This window comes from Butyricicoccus intestinisimiae (assembly GCF_018918345.1).
GTDB classification, from domain to species: Bacteria; Bacillota; Clostridia; order Oscillospirales; family Butyricicoccaceae; genus Butyricicoccus_A; species Butyricicoccus_A intestinisimiae.
Genome location: NZ_JAHLQI010000001.1, coordinates 463,538 through 484,977, shown reverse-complemented (window position 1 = coordinate 484,977; position 21,440 = coordinate 463,538). Strand labels below are relative to the sequence as shown.

19 protein-coding genes are annotated in these 21,440 nt (G+C 51.6%); 18 read left to right on the top strand and 1 reads right to left on the bottom strand.

Annotated elements, in window-relative coordinates; all coding sequences use genetic code 11:
• Positions 1 to 1,296, top strand: a complete 1,296-nt coding sequence (locus tag KQI75_RS02495) for an S-layer homology domain-containing protein (RefSeq protein ID WP_216469100.1) — start codon at positions 1 to 3, stop codon at positions 1,294 to 1,296.
• 19 nt (positions 1,297 to 1,315) lie between these two features.
• On the top strand, positions 1,316 to 1,831 hold the full coding sequence (locus KQI75_RS02490) for a flavodoxin (protein WP_216469099.1): 516 nt from the start codon (positions 1,316 to 1,318) through the stop codon (positions 1,829 to 1,831).
• Positions 1,832 to 1,901: 70 nt separating this feature from the next.
• Here the strand turns inward: KQI75_RS02490 and KQI75_RS02485 are convergent, their stop codons facing one another.
• On the bottom strand, positions 1,902 to 2,513 hold the full coding sequence (locus tag KQI75_RS02485) for a cytidylate kinase-like family protein (RefSeq protein WP_216469098.1): 612 nt from the start codon (positions 2,511 to 2,513) through the stop codon (positions 1,902 to 1,904).
• A gap of 151 nt (positions 2,514 to 2,664) precedes the next feature.
• Between KQI75_RS02485 and KQI75_RS02480 the strand changes: the two genes are divergently transcribed.
• The 16 genes from KQI75_RS02480 (at position 2,665) to KQI75_RS02405 (ending at position 21,418) form a co-directional block, all read left to right on the top strand.
• Positions 2,665 to 3,291 (top strand): GNAT family N-acetyltransferase, encoded by a 627-nt coding sequence (locus tag KQI75_RS02480; RefSeq protein WP_216469097.1) that lies wholly within the window; start codon positions 2,665 to 2,667, stop codon positions 3,289 to 3,291.
• On the top strand, positions 3,284 to 4,633 hold the full coding sequence (gene pdxR, locus KQI75_RS02475) for a MocR-like pyridoxine biosynthesis transcription factor PdxR (RefSeq protein ID WP_216469096.1): 1,350 nt from the start codon (positions 3,284 to 3,286) through the stop codon (positions 4,631 to 4,633). Before KQI75_RS02480 ends, pdxR begins: the two co-directional genes overlap by 8 nt.
• Positions 4,634 to 4,648: 15 nt before the next feature.
• Positions 4,649 to 5,314: a JAB domain-containing protein gene (locus KQI75_RS02470; RefSeq protein WP_216469095.1), complete on the top strand. Its 666-nt coding sequence runs from the start codon at positions 4,649 to 4,651 to the stop codon at positions 5,312 to 5,314.
• 111 nt (positions 5,315 to 5,425) lie between these two features.
• Positions 5,426 to 7,393 (top strand): excinuclease ABC subunit UvrB, encoded by a 1,968-nt coding sequence (gene uvrB / locus KQI75_RS02465; protein ID WP_281416168.1) that lies wholly within the window; start codon positions 5,426 to 5,428, stop codon positions 7,391 to 7,393.
• Positions 7,394 to 7,407: 14 nt separating this feature from the next.
• On the top strand, positions 7,408 to 10,242 hold the full coding sequence (gene uvrA / locus KQI75_RS02460) for an excinuclease ABC subunit UvrA (RefSeq protein WP_216469093.1): 2,835 nt from the start codon (positions 7,408 to 7,410) through the stop codon (positions 10,240 to 10,242).
• Between the two features lie 181 nt (positions 10,243 to 10,423).
• Complete coding sequence (gene recJ / locus KQI75_RS02455; RefSeq protein ID WP_216469092.1) at positions 10,424 to 12,529, top strand: single-stranded-DNA-specific exonuclease RecJ; 2,106 nt, start codon at positions 10,424 to 10,426, stop codon at positions 12,527 to 12,529.
• A gap of 15 nt (positions 12,530 to 12,544) precedes the next feature.
• Complete coding sequence (locus KQI75_RS02450; RefSeq protein ID WP_216469091.1) at positions 12,545 to 14,719, top strand: RelA/SpoT family protein; 2,175 nt, start codon at positions 12,545 to 12,547, stop codon at positions 14,717 to 14,719.
• A gap of 17 nt (positions 14,720 to 14,736) precedes the next feature.
• Positions 14,737 to 15,195, top strand: a complete 459-nt coding sequence (gene dtd / locus KQI75_RS02445) for a D-aminoacyl-tRNA deacylase (RefSeq protein WP_216469090.1) — start codon at positions 14,737 to 14,739, stop codon at positions 15,193 to 15,195.
• Positions 15,196 to 15,209: 14 nt separating this feature from the next.
• The gene (locus KQI75_RS02440) at positions 15,210 to 15,860 is read left to right on the top strand and encodes an MBL fold metallo-hydrolase (RefSeq protein ID WP_216469089.1); all 651 of its coding nucleotides are present in this window, start codon (positions 15,210 to 15,212) and stop codon (positions 15,858 to 15,860) included.
• Complete coding sequence (gene hemZ, locus KQI75_RS02435) at positions 15,857 to 17,341, top strand: coproporphyrinogen dehydrogenase HemZ (RefSeq protein ID WP_216469088.1); 1,485 nt, start codon at positions 15,857 to 15,859, stop codon at positions 17,339 to 17,341. Before KQI75_RS02440 ends, hemZ begins: the two co-directional genes overlap by 4 nt.
• A 10-nt stretch (positions 17,342 to 17,351) precedes the next feature.
• A complete protein-coding gene (locus tag KQI75_RS02430; RefSeq protein ID WP_216469087.1) occupies positions 17,352 to 18,272 on the top strand; it encodes a uridine kinase family protein in 921 nt (306 codons plus the stop codon).
• Positions 18,273 to 18,287: 15 nt separating this feature from the next.
• The gene (locus tag KQI75_RS02425) at positions 18,288 to 18,686 is read left to right on the top strand and encodes a zinc ribbon domain-containing protein (protein WP_216469086.1); all 399 of its coding nucleotides are present in this window, start codon (positions 18,288 to 18,290) and stop codon (positions 18,684 to 18,686) included.
• 70 nt (positions 18,687 to 18,756) lie between these two features.
• Entirely contained in the window at positions 18,757 to 20,100 is a 1,344-nt protein-coding gene (locus KQI75_RS02420; RefSeq protein ID WP_216469085.1) for a putative polysaccharide biosynthesis protein, read from the top strand.
• 22 nt (positions 20,101 to 20,122) lie between these two features.
• Positions 20,123 to 20,926, top strand: a complete 804-nt coding sequence (gene mazG / locus KQI75_RS02415; RefSeq protein ID WP_216469084.1) for a nucleoside triphosphate pyrophosphohydrolase — start codon at positions 20,123 to 20,125, stop codon at positions 20,924 to 20,926.
• The gene (locus tag KQI75_RS02410; RefSeq protein WP_216469083.1) at positions 20,904 to 21,179 is read left to right on the top strand and encodes an HU family DNA-binding protein; all 276 of its coding nucleotides are present in this window, start codon (positions 20,904 to 20,906) and stop codon (positions 21,177 to 21,179) included. Before mazG ends, KQI75_RS02410 begins: the two co-directional genes overlap by 23 nt.
• Positions 21,176 to 21,418 (top strand): RNA-binding S4 domain-containing protein, encoded by a 243-nt coding sequence (locus KQI75_RS02405; protein WP_216469082.1) that lies wholly within the window; start codon positions 21,176 to 21,178, stop codon positions 21,416 to 21,418. The genes KQI75_RS02410 and KQI75_RS02405 overlap by 4 nt, the downstream gene beginning before the upstream one ends.
• The last annotated feature ends 22 nt before the right edge of the window (positions 21,419 to 21,440 follow it).

Sequence of the window (21,440 nt, the reverse complement as noted above, 5' to 3'; positions counted from 1 at the left end):
ATGAAACAATTCATCAAGAAAACTGCCGCGGCCGCTATCGCGAGCTGTATCGTCTGCGGCGCTTCGGCAGCCGTATGTGCCATCGAGCCGGCGGCAAGCATTGGTTCGGTTACATATGATTCTCTCAATGCAGCATTGTGCGTTGTAAAATCAGGTCAGACGATTGTGCTGCAATCGGATGTGCTGGGAAAGAATGAAACTCATCCGGTTGGCGTTCATACAGGCGCGGCGTATATCTCAAATGACAGTACCGATTTGTCTTTTACGTTGGATTTGCACGGACATACGATTTCATCCGATGCGGAAGCACAGGTTGGACTGCTGATTCAAACGGGAGAGCAGGCAGGCGCCCGTGAGATTACCATTCAAAATGGCACCATTCGCGCGACAGGAGAAGATGCCGCCGGATTGGAGATTGCTGACCAAAACACATCGACAAATACATCGGTTATTCTGAACAACGTGACGATACAAGCAGAGCAGGACGCCGGTGTGCAGTGCTTTTCCTCTGCGCTGCACGTAGACAGCTCAAAAATACAAGGTGTGTCGGATGCGATATATGCAGAGGATGCTGCGATTTCTCTCAAATCCGGTGTGTTCGCAGTGACAGGAACGGATGTAGGCGTAGACGGTGCCATTGCGGCGTATCAAACGCAAACAGATGATACGTTGGTTTGGAAGCCGGATACCGTTTCAACCAAACAGGCGATGGCGGTTTCTCCATCGGACTGGCAGACCAATCCGGCCGCTAACATCACAGCGATGTATTTCACAGACATCAAAACAGAGGATTATTTCTATCAACCGGTTATTTGGGCGGTACAGAACAACATCACAGCAGGCACAACGATGTCTACGTTCTCTCCTGCCAACGGTTGTACCCGTGCGCAAAATGCAGCGTTCTTGTGGCGTGCGGCAGGGTGTCCGGAACCGAAGGACACAAAGCTTCCGTTTACGGATGTTCCGGCGGGAAGCTGGTTCGAAAAAGCGGTTTGCTGGGCGTATGAGCAGGGCATTACAGCGGGAACCACCAAGACGACGTTTTCGCCGGACACAACGTGCACGCGCGGACAAGTTGTGACATTCCTCTGGAGAATGCACGGTTCGCCGGAGCCTAACAGCACAAAAAGTCCATTTACGGACATCAAAAACAGCGATTATTTCTATAAAGCCAGCCTTTGGGCACAGGAACAGGGCATTACAGCGGGTACCAGCAAAACGGCATTCTCTCCGAATATGACGTGCACGCGCGGACAAATCGTCACGTTCCTGTACCGAGATATGGCGGAAGAATAACAGAAGGAGTGTATCATACATGAAAGCATTGGTTGCATTTTATTCGCGTGCGGATGAGAATTACTTTGGCGGCGCATATCGGTCCATTGAAGTGGGAAATACCGAGCGCGCAGCGCGAGAAATTGCGAAGGAGATCGGCGCAGACCTGTTCCACATACAGCAGGTACAGCCGTATGCGGCGGAGTATCGAACCTGTGTGGCACAGGCGCGAGAGGATTTCCAAACCAAGGCGCGTCCGGCGGTAAAAGACTTGCCGGAGAATTTGGATGCCTATGACGAAATTTATCTGGGATATCCAAACTACTGCGGTGATATGCCAATGGCAGTGTATACGTTTTTGGAGGCGTTTTCGTGGGAAGGAAAGACCATTCATCCATTCTGCACGCATGAAGGCAGCGGATTGTGTGATACCGAACGCAGCATTGCACAGATTTGCTCCGGCGCCGCAGTGACGAAGGGGCTGGCCGTACACGGCAGCCATGTAGACGACGCGCAGCCTGCGATTCAGGCGTGGGTCAAGGAAAAACAGTCTTGATACAAAACAACTCCCATGTTCCGATTTTATCCGAACATGGGAGTTTGTCTGTATATTGCGGTTTTATGGATTACTTGCTTGTGCGGGCGCGGAGGAATGAGAGTATTTGCTGTGCGGTGCCGTTTGGCCCCAGCACACTGCTGTCAATAGACATATGATAGCTCTTGGCATCGCCCCATGTGTTATCCGTGCGTTCAGAGTAGTACGAGGCGCGCTTGCGATCCATCTGCTTAATCATAGACTTGGCTTTGGATTCCGTCAAATCGTACTGCTTCATAATGCGCTGCACACGCCAATCCAGCGGCGCGTGAACAAAGAAGCTGACGCGGTTCGGAAAATCTGAAAAAACAGCATCGGCGGCGCGTCCGATAAAGATGCAGGGACCTTCCTTGGCAAGGTTGCGCATGGTTTCCTCTTCCGCCATCGAGATTTGTTGTTCAAAGGACAGACCGTTTTGTCCCAATGTATACATATTTGCGGCGAGAGAGAACAAAAGGCTGTTGGTCAGCGAAGAACCATTTTCGCTCATCACCTTGGTGTACATGCCGTAATCTTTGGCTGCCTGTGCAATGTCATCCTTGTCAAACAGCGGCATGTGCAGCTCTTTTGCGAGAATCTCTGCGATCTGGTGACCGCTGCTGCCAAATTGTCGGCTGATTGTAACAATCAGTTGGTTATTCATAACAACGCCTCCTTTTTTCTATTATACAACGTTTGGGGGATGTGTTCAATTTATTTTAAAGAAAAAAAGTCCTTCCATAAAAACCTTTTCTGGCAGGGCATTTGATGCTATAATAAAATATATCAGATTTTCAGGTAAGGATGTTTCTGTCATGAAAAATGTCATGATTCGACCTGCGACACAAGCAGATGCACAAGAAATGCTGGCGTTGTATGCGCCGTATGTATTGCATACAACCGTTACCAGCGAATACGATCCGCCGAGCTTAGAGGAATTTGTCGGCAGAATCCGGACATATACGGCAAAGACGCCGTGGCTGTGCTGTGTGGTAGACGGACAGATTGTCGGATACGGCTATGCGTCTCCGCACCGCACACGCGCTGCGTATCAGTGGTCGTGCGAGACGTCTATCTATACCAAAATGGGATTTCATCGGCGCGGCATCGCAACAGCGCTCTATTCGGCATTGTTTGATTTGCTGGCGTATCAGGGATATTATAGCATTTATGTCGGCGTGACATGCCCGAATCCACGCAGCATGGCATTTCATATGTCCATGGGGTTTGAACGCATGGGTGCATATCACAACAGCATGTATAAATTCGGCAAATGGCGGGATGTCATTTGGATGGGAAAGTCTCTGCGTCACCATGAGGGAGAGCCAAAGCCGACGCTGCGTTACCCTGACGTCAAAGATGACGCGTACTGTCGGCAGGTATTGGAGCAGGCAGCGCAGCTTGTGCACGAGCCGCGCGCAGGAAAGGAATATCATGCGTGAACCATTGTATTTACAGCTGTATCATCAGCTGCGGGCGGAAATAGAATCCGGCCGGTTGGCGGTTGGCACACGCCTCCCGTCCATTCGGCAGATGACCCAGGAGTGCTCCGTGAGCCGCACGACGGTGGAAACGGCGTATGAGCATTTGTGTGCGGATGGGATGGTTACCTGTGTGCCGCAGAGCGGATATTATGTCAATGAGGTCCCGCACCGCCAGCCCATTAAACCGGCCGCTGCTCCCGCACAAACTGTGCATACATGTGAATTTGACTTTACCGGACACCGCATGGATCCGGCGTTGTTTGATTTTGACATTTGGCGCAAGTTGTCCCGCTCTGTGATGATGGACAGTGCGCCGTTTCTTGGTTATGGAGAAAATCAAGGGGAACTGGTGCTTCGGGAGCAGATCGCTAAGTATTTATCCGCCGGCCGCGGTGTATATACCACAGCGCAGCATGTGGTGATCAGTGCGGGCATTCAAAGCTTGCTCGGCGTGCTGTGTGAGATGTTTGATAAGACGCAGCAGCATATTGCATTTGAAAATCCCGGATTTCGCAAAGGCTGGCGCATTTTTACAGACCACGGGTATGATACGGTTTCCATTCCGAGCAGTGCATCCGGCATTGATTTGGATAAGCTGGAGCAGTCGCAGGCCAATATGTTGTATATTTCGCCGTCGCATTCGTTTCCGTCCGGAAGAAGTCTGACGCATCAAAAACGGACACAGCTTTTGGCATGGGCGAATCGAAACGATGCTGTTGTTTGGGAAGATGACTACGATGGCGAGCTTCGATATACCGGCAAGCCGCTGGCAACGCTGTCCGCGATGGACTCCGGCGAACATGTGATTTATCTTGGCACGTTTTCCAAATTGCTGCCGCCGTCTATCCGCATTAGCTATGCGGTTCTCCCGCCGCGGCTTTTGCCCACATATCAGGCGATTGCCGGACGGTACAATCAGACATCCAGCACAATGGAACAGCTGACTATGGCACGGTTTATGGAAGAAGGGCGATTGGAAAAACAGATTCGCCGGCTGCGCCGTCTGTATGCGCACAAAAACGCACGCATGATGCAGGCGTTTGAAGAACATTTTGGCTCTCGTGCATCCGTCCGCCCCAATGACACGGGACTGCATGTGGTTGTCTCGATTACCGGCTGCGGCGATGCGGAAACGATGTGTGGATTGGCGCGAACTGTCGGCGTTGATATTACACCGATGACATCGTATCAGTTTACCGGCAGTGAGAAAGAAAAAACAGATTTTTATCTCTCCAGCGCCGGTATTACAGAGAAAGATATTGAGCCGGCTGTTGCTCGGCTCAGGAGTGTATGGATTTAACAAGGGGGAAGGCATATGGCGGGAGGAGAGCATGCAAAGCACCGCGAACGCATGAGGACGCGATTTCTGGAACATGGATTGGACAATTTTGCAGATCATGAAGTTTTGGAGTTGCTTCTGTTTTATGCCGTGCCGCGCGGAGACGTCAATCCGCTTGCGCACAGGCTGCTCGATGAGTTCGGCTCGCTGGCAAATGTATTGGAAGCGGAAACACCGGATTTGTGTCGGGTAGAGGGAATGGGCGAAAAAACAGCGGCATTTTTACATTTGCTTCCGCCGATGTTTCGGCGCTATCAGACATCGAAGATACAGGGAACGATATATGACTCAACGGACAAAGTCGCAGAATATCTGGTCAAATATTACATTGGACGGCCGCGAGAGCAGCTGTCCGCGGTTTTGCTGGATAATCAATGCCGCCTGATTCGCATTTGTGACATTGCGGAAGGCAGTGCGACCGCAGTGAAAATTAATATGCGCAAGCTGCTGCAATGCGTGCTGCAATACAATGCCGCAGACGTTGTTTTGGCGCACAATCATCCGCGCGGCATGTGCAGCCCGTCACGGGCGGACATTGTGCAGACATCGACCATACGGGAGATGCTAAAAAACATTGATGTCCGTCTGGTTGACCATATTATTATTGCAGAAGAACGGTGGATTTCTTTGGCATCGCAGTAAATAGATAAGTACAGAACAAATGTTCGGCTTGTTCTGTACTTTTTTTATTGTGTATGATATACTGTACGGGTAAACAGACCAAAAAAACAGACCAAACTGCGGGAGAATATGATGGATCATTTTGAATTAGTATCGGAATACAAACCGGCGGGAGACCAGCCGGAAGCCATTCAAAAGCTGGCGCAGGGCATCAAGCTGGGGTTTGAAGAACAGACGCTGCTCGGTGTCACCGGTTCCGGCAAGACGTTTACCATGGCGAATATCATTCAAGAGGTACAGAAGCCGACGCTGGTATTGGCGCACAACAAGACACTGGCGGCACAGCTGTGTTCTGAGCTGCGCGAATTTTTTCCGAATAATGCCGTCGAATTTTTTGTCTCGTACTATGACTATTATCAGCCAGAGGCATACATCGCATCGACGGATACCTATATCGAAAAAGATTCTGCGATCAATGAAGAAATCGAGCGGCTGCGGCATTCGGCAACGTCCGCATTGGCAGAGAGAAACGATGTGATTATTGTCGCATCGGTCTCGTGCATTTACTCGCTGGGTGACCCGATTGATTATAAAAAAATGGTCATTTCTCTGCGCCCCGGTATGGAAGTGTCATATGAATCGCTCATGAAGCGGCTGACAGAAATTCAGTACGAGCGCAATGACATCGCGTTTGAACGCAATCGCTTCCGCGTGCGCGGAGATACCATGGAAATCTGGCCAGTATATACCGACTCGTTTGCATATCGTGTGGAATTTTTCGGGGATGAAATTGAGCGAATCAGCGAAATCAATCCGCTGACCGGCGAACGCATGCGTGAGGTACAGCACGCGGCGATTTATCCGGCATCGCACTATGTCACGCCGAAAGACAAAATGCAGACAGCGATACAGGAAATCCGCGAAGAAATGGAACAGCGCGTGGCATGGTTCAAGGAAAATGAGAAATTTGTCGAAGCCCAGCGCATCGAGCAGCGCACGCGCTATGATATGGAAATGATGGAAGAAATCGGCTTTTGCAGCGGTATTGAGAACTATTCGCGCGTGCTGTCCGGCAGAGGACCGGGGTCTGCACCGTATACGCTGATGGACTATTTTCCAAAGGATTTTTTGATGATTATTGATGAGTCGCACGTGACGATTCCGCAGGTGCGAGCGATGTACGCGGGCGACCAAGCACGAAAAAAGAGCTTGATTGACAACGGATTCCGCTTGCCGTCTGCGCTGGATAATCGGCCGCTCAATTTTGCGGAGTTTCAGCAGCGCATCCATCAGGTGATTTACGTCAGCGCAACGCCATCCGACTTTGAAAAGAGTCGTTCCAGCCAGATTGTGGAACAGCTCATTCGTCCGACCGGACTGCTCGACCCGAAAATTTTTGTCCGGCCGATTGAAGGGCAGATTGATGATTTGATTGGAGAAATCAACGCGCGGACAGTGCGAAAAGAGCGCGTACTGGTCACAACGCTGACGGTTAAAATGGCAGAAGATTTGACCGATTATTTGGAAAACGCGGGCATTCGTGTGCGATATTTGCATCATGATGTCAAAACGATACAGCGCATGGAAATCATTCGGGATTTGCGCTTGGGTGTCTTTGATGTGCTGGTTGGCATCAATCTGCTGCGCGAGGGTTTGGATTTGCCGGAAGTTTCTCTGGTGGCGATTCTCGATGCAGATAAAGAGGGATTTCTGCGCTCGGAAACCGCGCTGGTACAGACGATGGGACGCGCCGCCCGCAATGCAGACGGTGAAGTTATTTTGTATGCGGATACGCGCACCCCGTCTATGGAGCGCGCGATTCGAGAGACCGAGCGCCGCCGTGCAATTCAGCAGAAATTTAACGAAGAACACGGGATTGTACCAAAAACCATCGTCAAGCAAGTACGCGATATCATTGAGATTTCCGCACCGGCTTCTGAGGTCGGTGCGGTGCTCAGCAAAAAGAAATTGGATAAAACACAGCGCCTCCAACGCATTGCCATCCTGCGGAAGCAGATGAAGGAAGCGGCAACCATGTTGGAATTTGAGCTTGCGGCAGATCTGCGCGATCAGATTCGTGAGCTGGAAGCGCAGAGTTGATGCGGGAGATGCATATGCAGGAAACAATTCATGTAAAAGGTGCGCGAGAGCACAATTTAAAAAATATTGAGGTATGGATTCCGCGTGACAAGCTGGTGGTTTTAACCGGACTGTCCGGCAGCGGCAAATCCTCTCTGGCGTTTGACACAATTTATGCCGAGGGACAGCGGCGCTATGTCGAGTCGCTGTCCTCCTACGCGCGGCAGTTTTTGGGACAGATGGACAAACCGGATGTGGACTTTATCGAAGGCTTGTCTCCGGCGATTTCCATTGACCAAAAAACCACGAGCAAGAATCCGCGCTCCACGGTCGGAACGGTCACAGAAATCTATGATTACCTGCGATTGCTTTGGGCGCGTGTGGGTACGCCGCACTGCCCAAAATGCGGAAAGGAAATCAAGCAGCAAACGATAGATCAAATCGTTGACCAACTGCTCGCGTTGCCGCCGCGCACCAAGCTGCAGATTTTGGCGCCGGTTGTTCGCCAGCGCAAGGGCGAGCATGTGAAAATCTTTACCGAGGCACGCAAGAGCGGCTATGTGCGCGTGCGTGTGGACGGCAATTTGTATGATTTATCGGAAGAAATTAAACTGGAAAAGAATAAAAAACACAATATTGAAATCGTTGTCGACCGCATTGTAATCAAAGACGGCATTCGCAGCCGCTTGACGGATTCAGTAGAAACCGCCTGCGCACAAACCGGCGGTTTGGTTATGGCGGAGATTGTGGGCGGCAAAACGCTGTCATTTTCGCAAAACTATGCGTGTGAGGACTGCGGCATTTCCATTGAAGAACTGACGCCGCGCATGTTCTCGTTCAACAACCCATATGGTGCGTGCCCTGTGTGTACGGGTCTGGGCGTACAGATGAAAATTGACCCAGACAGCATTATCCCCAATCGCAAGCTGTCGCTGCGCAAGGGAGCCGTGCAGGCGAGCGGATGGACAAACTGCGACACAGGCTCTATCGCGCGTATGTACTATGATGCGTTGGGAAAGCGGTTTAATTTTACGTTGGACACGCCGGTAGAAAAAATGTCGGAACAAGCGGTGCATGCCTTGCTGTACGGCACAGGAGAAGAAAAATTAACCCTGCGCGTCTCACGGTATTCCGGCGGAAAAATGGAACAGCCGTTTGAAGGCATTATCACAAATCTGGAACGGCGATACAAAGAGACAACATCGGAGTGGGCGCGGGCAGAAATCGAAGAATCTATGCGTGAAACGCCGTGTCCGGCATGCGGCGGACGCAGACTCAAAAAAGAACTGCTTGCGGTCACAGTTGGCGGACTCAATATCATGGAATTCTGCGAGAAGCCGGTGAGCAAGGGATTGGAATTTTTCGAACAGCTTCATCTGACCGAGCAGCAAAACCGGATTGCACAGCGCATTGTCAAAGAAGCGTGTGCGCGGCTGGGTTTTCTGAACAACGTCGGATTGGGATATTTGACGCTGGCGCGCGCTTCGGCAACGCTGTCCGGCGGCGAGAGTCAGCGCATTCGTCTGGCAACACAAATCGGTTCGGCGCTCATGGGTGTGCTGTACATCTTGGATGAGCCGTCCATTGGCTTGCACCAGAGAGACAACGACAAGCTGCTCTCCACCCTTAAGAGTTTGCGTGATATGGGAAATACGCTTCTTGTCGTGGAGCATGATGAGGACACCATACGGGCAGCGGACTATATTGTCGATGTCGGCCCCGGCGCGGGAACGAATGGCGGCAACATTGTCTATGCCGGAGACGTCCAAGGGCTTCTTGCATGCGAAGAATCTGTGACAGGTCAATATTTGAGCGGAAAACGTCGAATTTTGGTTCCGAAACAACGCAGAATAGGGAACGGCAAGTGGTTGACCTTTACAGGTTGCTGCGTCAATAATCTGCAAAATCAGACGTTTACCATTCCGCTCGGCACGTTTACCTGCGTGACCGGCGTGTCGGGCAGCGGCAAATCTTCCTTTGTCAATGAGATTTTATATAAAAAGCTGGCGGCAGATCTCAACCGTGCAAAATGCAAGCCGGGTGCTTTCGATGAAGTCCTTGGTCTGGAGCATTTGGACAAGGTCATCGCCATTGATCAGTCGCCGATTGGTCGCACACCGCGTTCCAATCCGGCGACGTATACCGGTCTGTTCAATGATATTCGCGCGCTGTTCGCGCAGACGCAGGACGCAAAGATGCGCGCATATGGACCCGGACGGTTTTCGTTCAATGTCAAAGGCGGACGCTGTGAAGCGTGTACCGGTGACGGCCTGATTAAAATTGAAATGCATTTCCTGCCAGACATCTATGTTCCGTGTGAAGTGTGCAAGGGAAAGCGCTACAACAGAGAGACATTGGAAGTGCGCTACAAAGGCAAGAACATTGCTGATGTGCTGGAGATGACAGTGGATGAAGCGGCAGTATTTTTTGAAAATGTGCCAAAGATTCACCGCCGTCTGTTGACACTGCAGGAGGTTGGTCTGGGCTATGTCAAGATCGGGCAGTCCTCAACGACATTGTCCGGCGGCGAGAGCCAGCGCGTCAAGCTCGCCACAGAGCTATCCAAACGGTCGACCGGCCGCACCATGTATATTCTCGATGAGCCGACAACCGGTCTGCACACGGCGGATGTGCATCGTCTGCTGGATGTGCTGCAAAAGCTGGTGGATGCTGGCAACACGGTTGTAGTTATCGAGCACAATCTGGATGTCATTAAGGTCGCAGACCATATCATAGATTTGGGACCGGAAGGCGGAGATGGCGGCGGACGCATCGTCTGCACCGGCACACCGGAGCAGATTACCGCTTGCGAACAGTCATACACGGGGCAGTATTTGAAAAAATATCTGGTTGACAGCCAAGAACAATGAATACAAGAGAAGCTGACAGCACATCAGCTTCTCTTTTTGCGTTTATGAGGGAAAAATGCGCTGTTCATGAAGAAACGGTAAATTTTCCCTAGCGGCGGTGGAATTGCTTTGGAAATCTTGTGAACGGACGGTTTTTTTGTTATACTATTACTTGAATTAAAATATAAAAAGAGGAGTTGCAATGAAATCGAAAAAATGGAACATTGCCCGGCCGAATATTGGCGCAATTCGCAGTCTGGCCAAGACGTGCGGATATGCTCCGCTGACGGCAGCCGTGCTGTGTGCGCGGGGATTGGACACGCCGGAAAAAGCACAGACTTTTTTGGCTCATGATCTGTCTGGGCTGCATGATCCGTTCCTACTGCCTGATATGCACGCTGCGGTGGAGGCGATCGACAATGCAATTGCAAATGGCGAACACATTGCCGTGTTTGGTGACTATGATGTGGACGGCATCACATCCACCTGCGTCCTCGTTCGGTATTTGAAGAGCAGGGGCGCCGCGTGCAGGTATTATATTCCGGATCGCCTGAGCGAGGGATATGGTCTGAATAAACCCGCTCTGCTGAAGCTCAGGGACAGCGGTGTTTCGATGGTTATCACCGTGGATTCCGGCATTACGGCGGTAGAGGAAATCGCATATGCCAACGAAATCGGATTAAAAGTTGTCGTAACAGACCATCATGAATGTAAGGACGATTTGCCGGACGCTGCGGCAGTTGTCAACCCGAAGCGGACAGACAGTACATATCCGTTCAAAGACCTCGCCGGTGTCGGCGTGGTTTTTAAGTTGGTTTGCGCATTGGAAGGACCGGAAAATCTGGAACAGGTTGTGACAACCTATCTGGATTTGGTGGCGGTCGGTACCATTGCGGATGTCATGCGGCTGCAGGGAGAAAACCGCGTGATTGTCACATATGGTTTGCTGCTGCTGCAGCAGACGGACAATCCGGGTCTGCGGATGCTGATGCGGGAGGCAGGCGTGGAGACGCGCCGCATGACCGCATCTGTGGTCAGCTTTACGCTGGCGCCGCGCATCAATGCTGCCGGACGCATGGGGTGTGCAGACGAAGCAGCGCAGCTGTTTTTGACGGACAGCCCGAGCCATGCACAGGAAATCGCCGCCTTGTTGTGCTGTCAGAACAAGGAACGGCAAAACGCCGAAAATGAGATTTTGCGGCAGGCATATGAGGTACTGCAAAAGGAATACGATCCGCAGGAAGACCGCATGATTGTCCTGTGGGGCGAGAATTGGCATCACGGTGTCATTGGCATTGTGTCCTCCCGCATTTCAGACCGATACGGATGTCCGACGGTGCTGATTTCGCTGGACGGAGACCAAGGAAAGGGCTCCGGACGCTCGGTGAACGGCTTCAACCTCTTTGAAGCGCTGGAAGACAGCTCGCAGTATTTGGAAAAATTCGGTGGTCATGCACTGGCAGCCGGTCTTACCATTTCCAGAGACATGCTGCCGGCGTTCAAACAGAGCATTTGCGCGTATGCCAAGAAAAATATCACAGAAGAAGATTTGATGCCGGTAATCAACATCGATTGTCTGATTTCGCCGGATGATATTTCCATGGAGTCCATTCGAGAGCTGGGCATTTTGGAGCCGTACGGCATGGGCAATCGAGAGCCGATTTTTGCTATACGGGAAATGACCGTGGAGGAAATCACACCGATTTCCAGCGACCGTCATCTCAAAATGTCTTTGGTGAAAGGAAATCGCCGATTTACTGCGATGCTGTTTGGCACCGGCTCCGGCGGATGCCCTGTTGTACAGGGCGATATTGTGGACGCGGCATTTAGCTTGGAAATCAATCATTTTCGCAATCAGCAGACGATTCAGCTGATGCTCAAGGACATTCGGCTGAGCGATTGTGAGTTGGAACGCGACCATTATTTCCTGTCGGTGTATTCTCATTTCATCAACGGTGAGAGCCTGACCGACAGTCAGGTGAATCAACTGTACCCGAATCGTCCGGATCTTGTGGCGGTTTGGCGGCATATTATTTCACAGGCAGAGGACAAAAAGCTGACGGCACCATATAATACATTATCACGGCGCATTTCTTATGAGTCCAGACAACTCATAAACATCGGCAAGCTGTTTGTCTGTCTGGATGTCTTTTCCGAAAGTCGGTTGTTAAATTATCATTTCAAAAACAACCTGTTATACATCAGAATTTTACCGTTTCAGGGCAAGGCGGATATCACGAAGTCTGTGGTATTGGCAACCCTACGGCATAGAAAACGACAAAGCACGGCTGAACAGCAGTCGGGCTGACCGGGGAGTGATCATATGGATATTCAAAACAAGATTGACTTTTTATTAGAGCGTGTACAGAAGCAGACGCCGAATGCGGATGTGAATAAAATTCGTCGCGCATATGAGTGCGCCAACAAGGCACACGATGGACAGAAGCGGAAAAATGGTGATCCATATATTATTCATCCGGTCTCTGTTGCGGAAATCATTGTAGAGATGGGATTGGATACCGATTCTATTTGTGCAGGTCTGCTGCATGACTGCATTGAGGACACCGCATTTGGGTATGACCAGATTAAGGAGCAGTTCGGCGAATCGGTCGCTGATTTGGTCAATGGCGTCACACGACTGGGCCGGCTGCACTATTCCAAGGAACAGGAGCAGGTCGAAGATCTGCGCAAGATGCTGATTGCGATGGCGAAGGATATCCGCGTTATTTTGATTAAATTGGCAGACCGCCTGCACAATATGCGCACCATGCAGTACATGAAGGTGGAAAAACAGCGCTCCAAGTCTCTGGAGACTATGGAGATTTATGCGCCGATTGCACACCGCTTGGGCATGCAGCGCGTCAAATGGGAGCTGGAGGATTTGTCGCTGAAATATCTCGATCCGGTCGGATACAAGGAAATTGTGGATGGTTTGGAGCGTCAGCGTCCGGAGCTGGAAGAAATGCTCAACCGCATCAAAAAGACCATTAATGGAAAGCTGGACGAGAGCGGCATCAAAAATTCGATTTCTGCCCGTGTAAAGCATATTTACAGCATTTATCGCAAGATGTTCGAACAAAACAAGAGCATCAATGAGATTTATGACATTTGCGCCGTTCGTGTCATCGTAGAGTCTGTGGCGGACTGTTACAATGTGCTGGGCTATGTACACGATTTGTACAAACCGATTCCGGGACGTTTTAAAGACTATATTTCTACGCCAAAGCCGAACGGCTATCGCTCGCTGCACACAACGGTTATCGGCCGTTCCGGTGTGCCGTTTGAAGTACAAATCCGCACGGAAGAAATGCACAAGATGGCAGAATACGGCATTGCGGCGCATTGGAAGTATAAGGAGCACTTGCAAAAGAGCAGCGGCGAGGAGACGTATGCGTGGATTCGGCAGCTGCTGGAGGCACAGCAGGATACAGAAGCTGAGGACTTTATCAAACACATCAAGGTTGATTTGTTTGCGGATGAAGTGTTTGTCTTTACGCCGCGCGGCGACGCAGTCAGCCTGCCGCTCGGTGCTACACCGATTGACTTTGCCTATGGCATTCATTCCGCCGTCGGCAACCGCATGACCGGATGTAAGGTCAACGGCCGCATTGCGCCCATCAACTATACGCTGAGAAACGGCGATGTGGTCGAAGTGCTGACCTCCAAGGAGACGCATGGCCCGAAGCGCGACTGGCTGAAAATTGTCAAGACATCGGAAGCGCGCAGCAAAATCAAGCAATGGTTTAAGAAAGAGTGCCGAGAAGAAAACATCGAGCAGGGACGTGCGGACTTGGAGCGGGAGCTGCGCTCCAGCCTGCTGTACAGCCATTTTATAGAGAAACCGGAAATTCAGGAAAAAGTTCTGGAAAAATTCGGCTATCCGAGTCTGGAAGAAATGTACAATGCGCTGGGCTATGGCGGCATCACGGTGACTAAGGTTCTCAACAAGGTGCGTGACGAGGTCATTCGTGCACGCAAGCAGGAGGAGAAGCAGAAACCGCTGAACGCGCGGCCGGTTCCGCATGGACGCTCGGATTCCGGTGTCATTGTGGAAGGTCTGGACGATGTTGACTGTAAGGTGAAGTTTGCCCGCTGCTGTACGCCGGTTCCGGGCGATGATATCATCGGCTATGTCACCCGCGGATTTGGTGTCTCTGTACACCGCAAAGACTGCATCAACGTCAAAAATGCCAATCCGGAGGATAAAAAGCGTTGGGTAAACGTCTATTGGGATGAGAGCCATGTAGAATCCAAGGAACGCTTCAGTACGGCAATTCAGATTTCTACCAATGACCGCACAGGTGTGATGAACGATGTGCTGCAAATGCTGGCGAACAATCACATCAACGTGAAGGACTTCAATGGCAAAACGCTGTCTGAAGGATACGGCATCATCAACATTGTGATTGCCGTCACCGGTCTGGCACAGCTGGACGCACTGACCAAAAAACTGCGCGGTCTGCACGGTGTCATCAACGTCACGCGCCAGACGATGTAAGGAGGACAAACGCGACAATGAAAGCCATATTACAGCGTGTGACACACGCAAAGGTGACCATTGACGGACAGGTATCCGGTGAAATTGGAACCGGATTCCTCGTCCTTCTCGGCGTTGCTCCGGAGGACACGCAGGAAGAAGCGTTATATCTGGCGAGAAAGATTGCCGGTCTGCGCGTCTTTACCGATGAAAACGATAAAATGAATCTGGCGCTTGCAGATGTCGGCGGCAGATTGCTGGTTGTCAGCCAATTTACACTGTATGCAGACTGCCGAAAGGGCAAGCGACCCAACTTTATCAAGGCGGCGAAGGGCGAGCAGGCAAATGAGCTGTATGAATATTTCGTCAGCTGCTGCCGCGGTCTCGGCATTGAGACACAGACCGGCGCATTTGGCGCAGATATGAAGGTCGAACTGCTCAACGATGGTCCGGTGACCATTCCGCTGGATACGGATGAGCTGATGCGAAAGAAATAAGAGGAAACAAAGTTATGCAAATCAAGCAATTTGTGGTGGGCGATGTCGCCACCAACTGTTATCTTGTCTGGGATGAGAAATCGCACGAGGGCGCCATTGTCGATCCGGGCGACTGTGCCGAGCAGCTCATACAGACCATACAGGAAGATCATGTGCAATTAAAATATATCCTGCTGACGCATGCGCACTTTGACCACATTCTTGCGGTCGGTGCGATTCAGCGTGCCACCGGCGCACAAGTCGTTGTGAGCAAGAAGGATGAATATTTGCTGGATGCCAATGCGGCGCTCTCGCCGTTTGGTGCGTATGGCAGACAGCTTATGCGCCGCTTTGACTTCCCGGGCGCAGATATTTGGGCGGAAGAAGGCACCAGCGTGACATTCGGCGGCATGACGGCGACATATTACAGCACGCCGGGACATACGCCGGGTTCGTGTGTCATTCGTTTGGATGACGCTGTGCTGTTCACCGGAGATACCCTGTTCCGCGAAAACTGCGGCAGAACCGATCTGCCGGGCGGAAACTGGAATGACATGCTGCGTTCGCTCAAGAAACTACACGACATGCCGGGCGACTACCGTGTTTTGCCGGGGCATGAAGGACTGTCTACATTGGAGCATGAGCGCCAGCACAACCCGTATATGGCAGAGGCAGTGAATCAATGATTTATACCATGCAGGGTCTGGAAAACGACCATCCGATTCGAGAAATGCTGTTCAACCTGCTGCCGACGGAAATTCCGGAGCGCGCGGACATTGCACCGGAGGGTGCAGACGCACTGGGCGTTGTTGTAGAGCAGGCGGGTGCGGAAAACCGCATTCGCGTGTGCTGCGTGCGCGGCGGGAAACAGATATGCGCGGAAAAACGTGCACCGATTTCAGACGATGCCGAGCAGACCAAGCGCGTCCGCACTCATGCACTCAAGAGCGCAATTTTTGAGGCGGTCGTGCCGTTTTTGGATACAGCACCGGAGTGGGGCTCACTGACCGGTGTGCGTCCGGCGAAATTTGCCCGCAGTTTTATGGAGCAGGGCTATACGCCGGCACAGGTAGCGAAGCTTATGACCGAGACATATCATGTCTCGGCGGCACGGCGCGCGCTGGCGATTCGCTCGGCAGGCGTTGCCATGGATTTGAAGGAAAAAATCCGTGACAACGATATTTCGATTTATATCGGCATTCCGTTTTGCCCGTCCCGATGCAGCTATTGTTCGTTTGTCAGTCATTCCATTGAAAAGGCCGGCAAGCTGATGGAAGCATATTTGGATACCCTGTGCGGAGAAATTGCGCACACGGGTGAGATTCTCAAACAGGCGGGCCTGCGCATTGTCACGATTTATATTGGCGGCGGCACGCCGACTACGCTGTCGGCGGAACAGATGGATCGCCTGCTGCGCACTGTGCATCAGGCGTTCGATCTGCACGCACTGGAAGAATTTACCGTAGAGGCGGGGCGGCCGGATACTATTACGCGCGAAAAACTGACCGTGCTCAAAAAGTACGGCGTGGATCGCATTTCCATCAACCCGCAGTCCATGAATGATGCCGTGCTCGAAGGCATCGGACGCCATCACAGCGCACAGGATGTGCTGGATCGGTATCAAACAGCGCGGGAAGTTGGGTTCTCCGCCATCAATATGGACACCATTGCGGGCTTGGACGGAGACACGCCGGAAAGCTTTGCTCGCACGATAGATATGCTGCTGGAGCTGAATCCGGAAAACATCACCGTGCACACCTTGGCGGCAAAGCGCGGCGCGGATCAGCATGACCGCGCGCACAATGCGCAAAAGCAGGATGACGTGCGGCAGATGCTGGAAATTGCGTCTCAAAAGCTGACCGCAGCGGGATATGTGCCATACTATTTGTATCGGCAGAAGTTCATGGCGGGCGGTTTTGAAAATGTCGGCTGGTGCAAAATTGGATACGAATGCAAGTACAACGTCTACATGATGGAAGAACTGCAGACGATTGTTTCGCTCGGCGCAGGCGGTGTGACCAAGCTGCTGGGTAGCGATGGCAGAAAAATCCGCCGCATCAGCAATCCGAAATACCCGTATGAATATAATGTTTCATTACAGCGAATCAATGCCGGTAAGCAGGAAATTTTGAATTGGGCACAATCCAGCACTGCTTTGCCCGACTGAGGAAAGATACATGTTTCACGTCAAGATAAACGAAATTAACGAGCGCTGTCGGCGCGATCCGGCTGCATTTATCGAGGAATCCGAACGCAGTTATACCAATGTCATCGAGAGCATTGCGGACTGCATTTGTGAAAATCGGTATGACCGTACGATTTTGCTGCTGAACGGCCCGTCTTCCAGCGGCAAAACCACAACCTCCCACCGCATTCGGGACGCCATTGAACGTCGGGGCATCTGTTCGTATGCCATCTCGATGGATGATTACTACTTGAGCCGAGGCAGCTACATTGTCCCGAAGGACGAAGAAGGACACGATGATTTGGAATCTCCGCTGTGTATGGATCTGCCCATGCTGAGTGAGCATCTGGCGGCGCTGGTGCGCGGCGAGACGATTGAAGTGCCGACCTATGATTTTATGCGTCATATACGGACGGACGAGGTCAAGGAAGTGCGGTTGGAAAAGGGCGAAATTGCCGTGATAGAGGGCATTCACGCGCTCAATGATGTGCTGATGGAAAAGGTGCGCGAATCCTCTATTGCCGTCTATATGGCGGTGGGAACGCAGCTGGTGCTCGCAAACGACTGGCGTTTGGCGCCGCATGTGCTGCGGTTTGTGCGTCGAGCGATTCGAGATAAAAACTTCCGCGATGCGCCGATACCGGAGACCATTCACATGTGGCGGTCTGTGCGGCGCGGAGAGCGGCTGTATATTCGGCCGTATATTCCGTCTGCGGATTTTATCGTCAACACCTATCTGCCTTATGAGGGCTGCGTTTTGATGAACCAGCTCAAGCTGGACGCAGCACCGTATCATCAGGAGATGATAGAAGCAGGATTGAAAGACTTGGTACGGGCGCTGGATCAGTTTGAAGAAATTTCTGATTTCAGCCTGATTCCGGACAATTCTATCATGCATGAGTTTATCGGATAAGAGAGGAGCATTTCTATGGACAAGAACAACTTTTTCGAAAAAGCAAAGGTGTCAGCAGAGATTTTGTCTGCCCGTACCGGTGTGACCGCGGCAAAGGCTGCGGATGCTGCGGGAAAGACCGCGGCAAGTGTCCTCAGCGCAACCAAACTGAATCTTCAGATTTTTGATCTCAACACGGAAGTTGAAATTCTGTACAAAGAAATTGGCAAAATGGTGCACAGCGAGCATCTCGGAAAGGAAGAAGATCCGGCGGTGCTGCAAATTAAGCTCCAGCTCATTGACGAGAAGCTTCAAAAAATCAGCGAACTGCAGGAACAGCTTCACGCGGAACGCAGCGAGGTATTTTGCCCGAACTGCGGCAAGCAGTGCAAGAAAGACGATGCATTTTGCAGCCATTGCGGCGCACAATTATAAGGCACACACCATAACATTCGCTTCTAACGTCGCGTAACCGCTCATACCCTGTTCTCATAGGAGGACGGGCATGAAACGGAACAAGGCAAGCTATGTCGGCGGTGCTGCCGCACTGCTGGTTTCCAGTGTCACTGTAAAAATACTCGGTGCACTGTTCAAAATTCCTCTGACCAATCTCATCGGAGACAGCGGGATGGGGCTGTTTGCATTCGCTATGCAGTTTTTCTCTCTGCTGTTTGTCATCTCTGCCGCAGGAATTCCTGCGGCAGAGGCGCATCTGGTATCGGAAGCGCTGGCATTCGGCAGGCGGCAGCAGGCAAAGGCGATTGCCGTGCGTGCCGGAAATGTGTTTGCCGTGACGTCAGCATTGCTGTCTCTGGCATTGGCCGGCGCCGCGCCAACTGTATGCCGCGCCTTTGGACAGACCGATGCCGTGCCGTGTCTGCTGACCATTGCACCGGCTGTGTTTCTTGTGACGATAGAGGCTGTTTTGCGCGGCTGGTATCAAGGTACAGGCAATATGGTTCCGACTGCTGTCTCGCAGGTTGCAGAGGCAACGGGCAAGCTGACCGTTGGTTTGGCTGCGGCAGGGTATCTGCTGCGCGCAGGCTATGGTATAACCGGTGCAGCGGCAGGTGCCGTGTTCGGCGTGACCTGCGGCGAATTGCTCGCCGTATTGTACCTGGTATGGCGTGTGCGGCGCGGTGTGATTCATATGCTGCGGCATCCGCCCGAACAGTCGAGCGATTTTTCTAAGCTCGTACAGCTTATGATTCCGGTTACCTTGGGAGCGGCCGTGATGACAATTTCCGGCTTCTTGGATATGGCTGTGGTATATCGGCGGCTGCCGGCAGCGGGATTTTCTGTGCAGGAAATCGTCGCGGCATATGGTGCGTATACCGGCATGGCGCTGACGCTGTTTAATTTGCCGCAGGCGCTGTCCAATGCGGTGTCCGTCAGTGTGCTGCCTGTGCTCTCGGCAGCGCACGCGAAAGAGAGAACCAAACAAACCAAACAGCTGCTGTGGTCGTCCATGGGGTTGACGCTGCTTGTGTGTGTGCCGTGCGGAATCGGGCTGTTTGTACTGGCGCAGCCGCTGCTGCAGATTTTGTTTGCGTCTCATCCGCGCGGAATACAGACGGCAACGCCGCTGCTGCGTCTGCTGGGCATCGCAGAGCCGCTGGTGGGATTGTCAACGGTAACAGTCTCTGTTTTACAGGCATTTGGCAGACCGGATTTGTCGGTTTACGCGATGACAGCAGCCTGTTCGGCAAAATTCGCCGTGGGCTGCTATCTGGCAGGACAGCCGAATGTCAATATATTGGCGCTTCCAATTGGAACGCTGGTGTGCTATGGTATTTTGCTGCTGATGAATCTCGGATTTATCGCACATGTGCTGCGGCAAAAAAGATAGAACGGAAAGGAAATCATATCTCATGGATTTTGAATATAAAGAACAGTACCATTTTGAGGATTTGCTGCAGGTTATGCGGATTCTGCGCAGCGATGAGGGCTGTATGTGGGATCGCCAGCAAGATCATCACAGCATTCGCCGCGACTTCATTGAGGAGACATATGAGGTCTGTGAGGCAATTGACAATGAAGATGTCGAGCTGCTCAAAGAGGAACTGGGAGATGTCCTGTTTCAGGTGGTTTTTCACACGACAATAGAAGAAGAACAAGGACATTTTGATATCAATGATGTCATTGACGGCATTTGCAAAAAGATGATTTATCGGCATCCGCACGTGTTCAAAGACGTAAAAGTCCATTCAACACAGGATATTTTGAACAACTGGGATGATCTCAAAAAGATGGAAAAACACCAGCGCAGTGTAACCGATACGATGGACAGTGTGGCGCGGACGCTTCCGGCGCTGATTCGCGCCGAAAAGGTCATGAAGAAGGCGGAAAAGGTCGGATTTGAGTGGGCAAGCGTAGATGACGCACTGGACAAAGTGCAGGAAGAGCTGGACGAAGTGCGCCGTGCCGAGCAGGGAGACGGTGATTTTCCGGAAGAAATCGGCGATTTGCTGTTTGCGGCGGTAAAAGTGGCAAAATTTGCAAAGACCGATCCGGAAGAAGCACTCAACCACACAACGGAAAAGTTTATTCACCGATTCTCCCATGTAGAGGCGGGAGCGGCTGCACAGGGAAAGCAGGTCGGAGATTTGACGCTTAACGAAATGCTGGCACTGTGGGAAGAGAGTAAAAAAGATGAACAAGAACGAGTTGATTGATCGCGTTACGGAGCGCACAGGGCTGCGAAAGAAGGACGTGAGTTTGGTTACGGCTGCTGTGTTTGGCTGCATTGCAGATGCGCTGGCGCAAGAGGAAAAGGTAACCATTGCCGGATTTGGTGTGATGGAACTGCGCCATCGCGCCGCAAGAAAGGGACATTTGCCGATTGACCAACGGGAGGTTAACATTCCGGCAGCCAAAATTCCGGTGTTCCGCCCGTCAAAACAGTTAAAGGAGAAAGTAAACGCATGAGACTGGACAAATATTTGAAGGTTTCCCGCTTGATTAAGCGCAGAACCATCGCAAACGAAGCATGTGACAACGACCGCATTTTGGTCAACGGAAAGCAGGCAAAGGCGTCGTATCAGGTAAAAGTCGGTGATGTCATTGAAATCACCTTTGGACAGAGAACGCTGAAAGTAGAAGTTCTCAACATCGCGGAGCACGTGCTCAAAAACGATGCTTCGGCGCTGTATCGAGAGATTCCCTAAATTTCTGTATATTGCAAGCCCT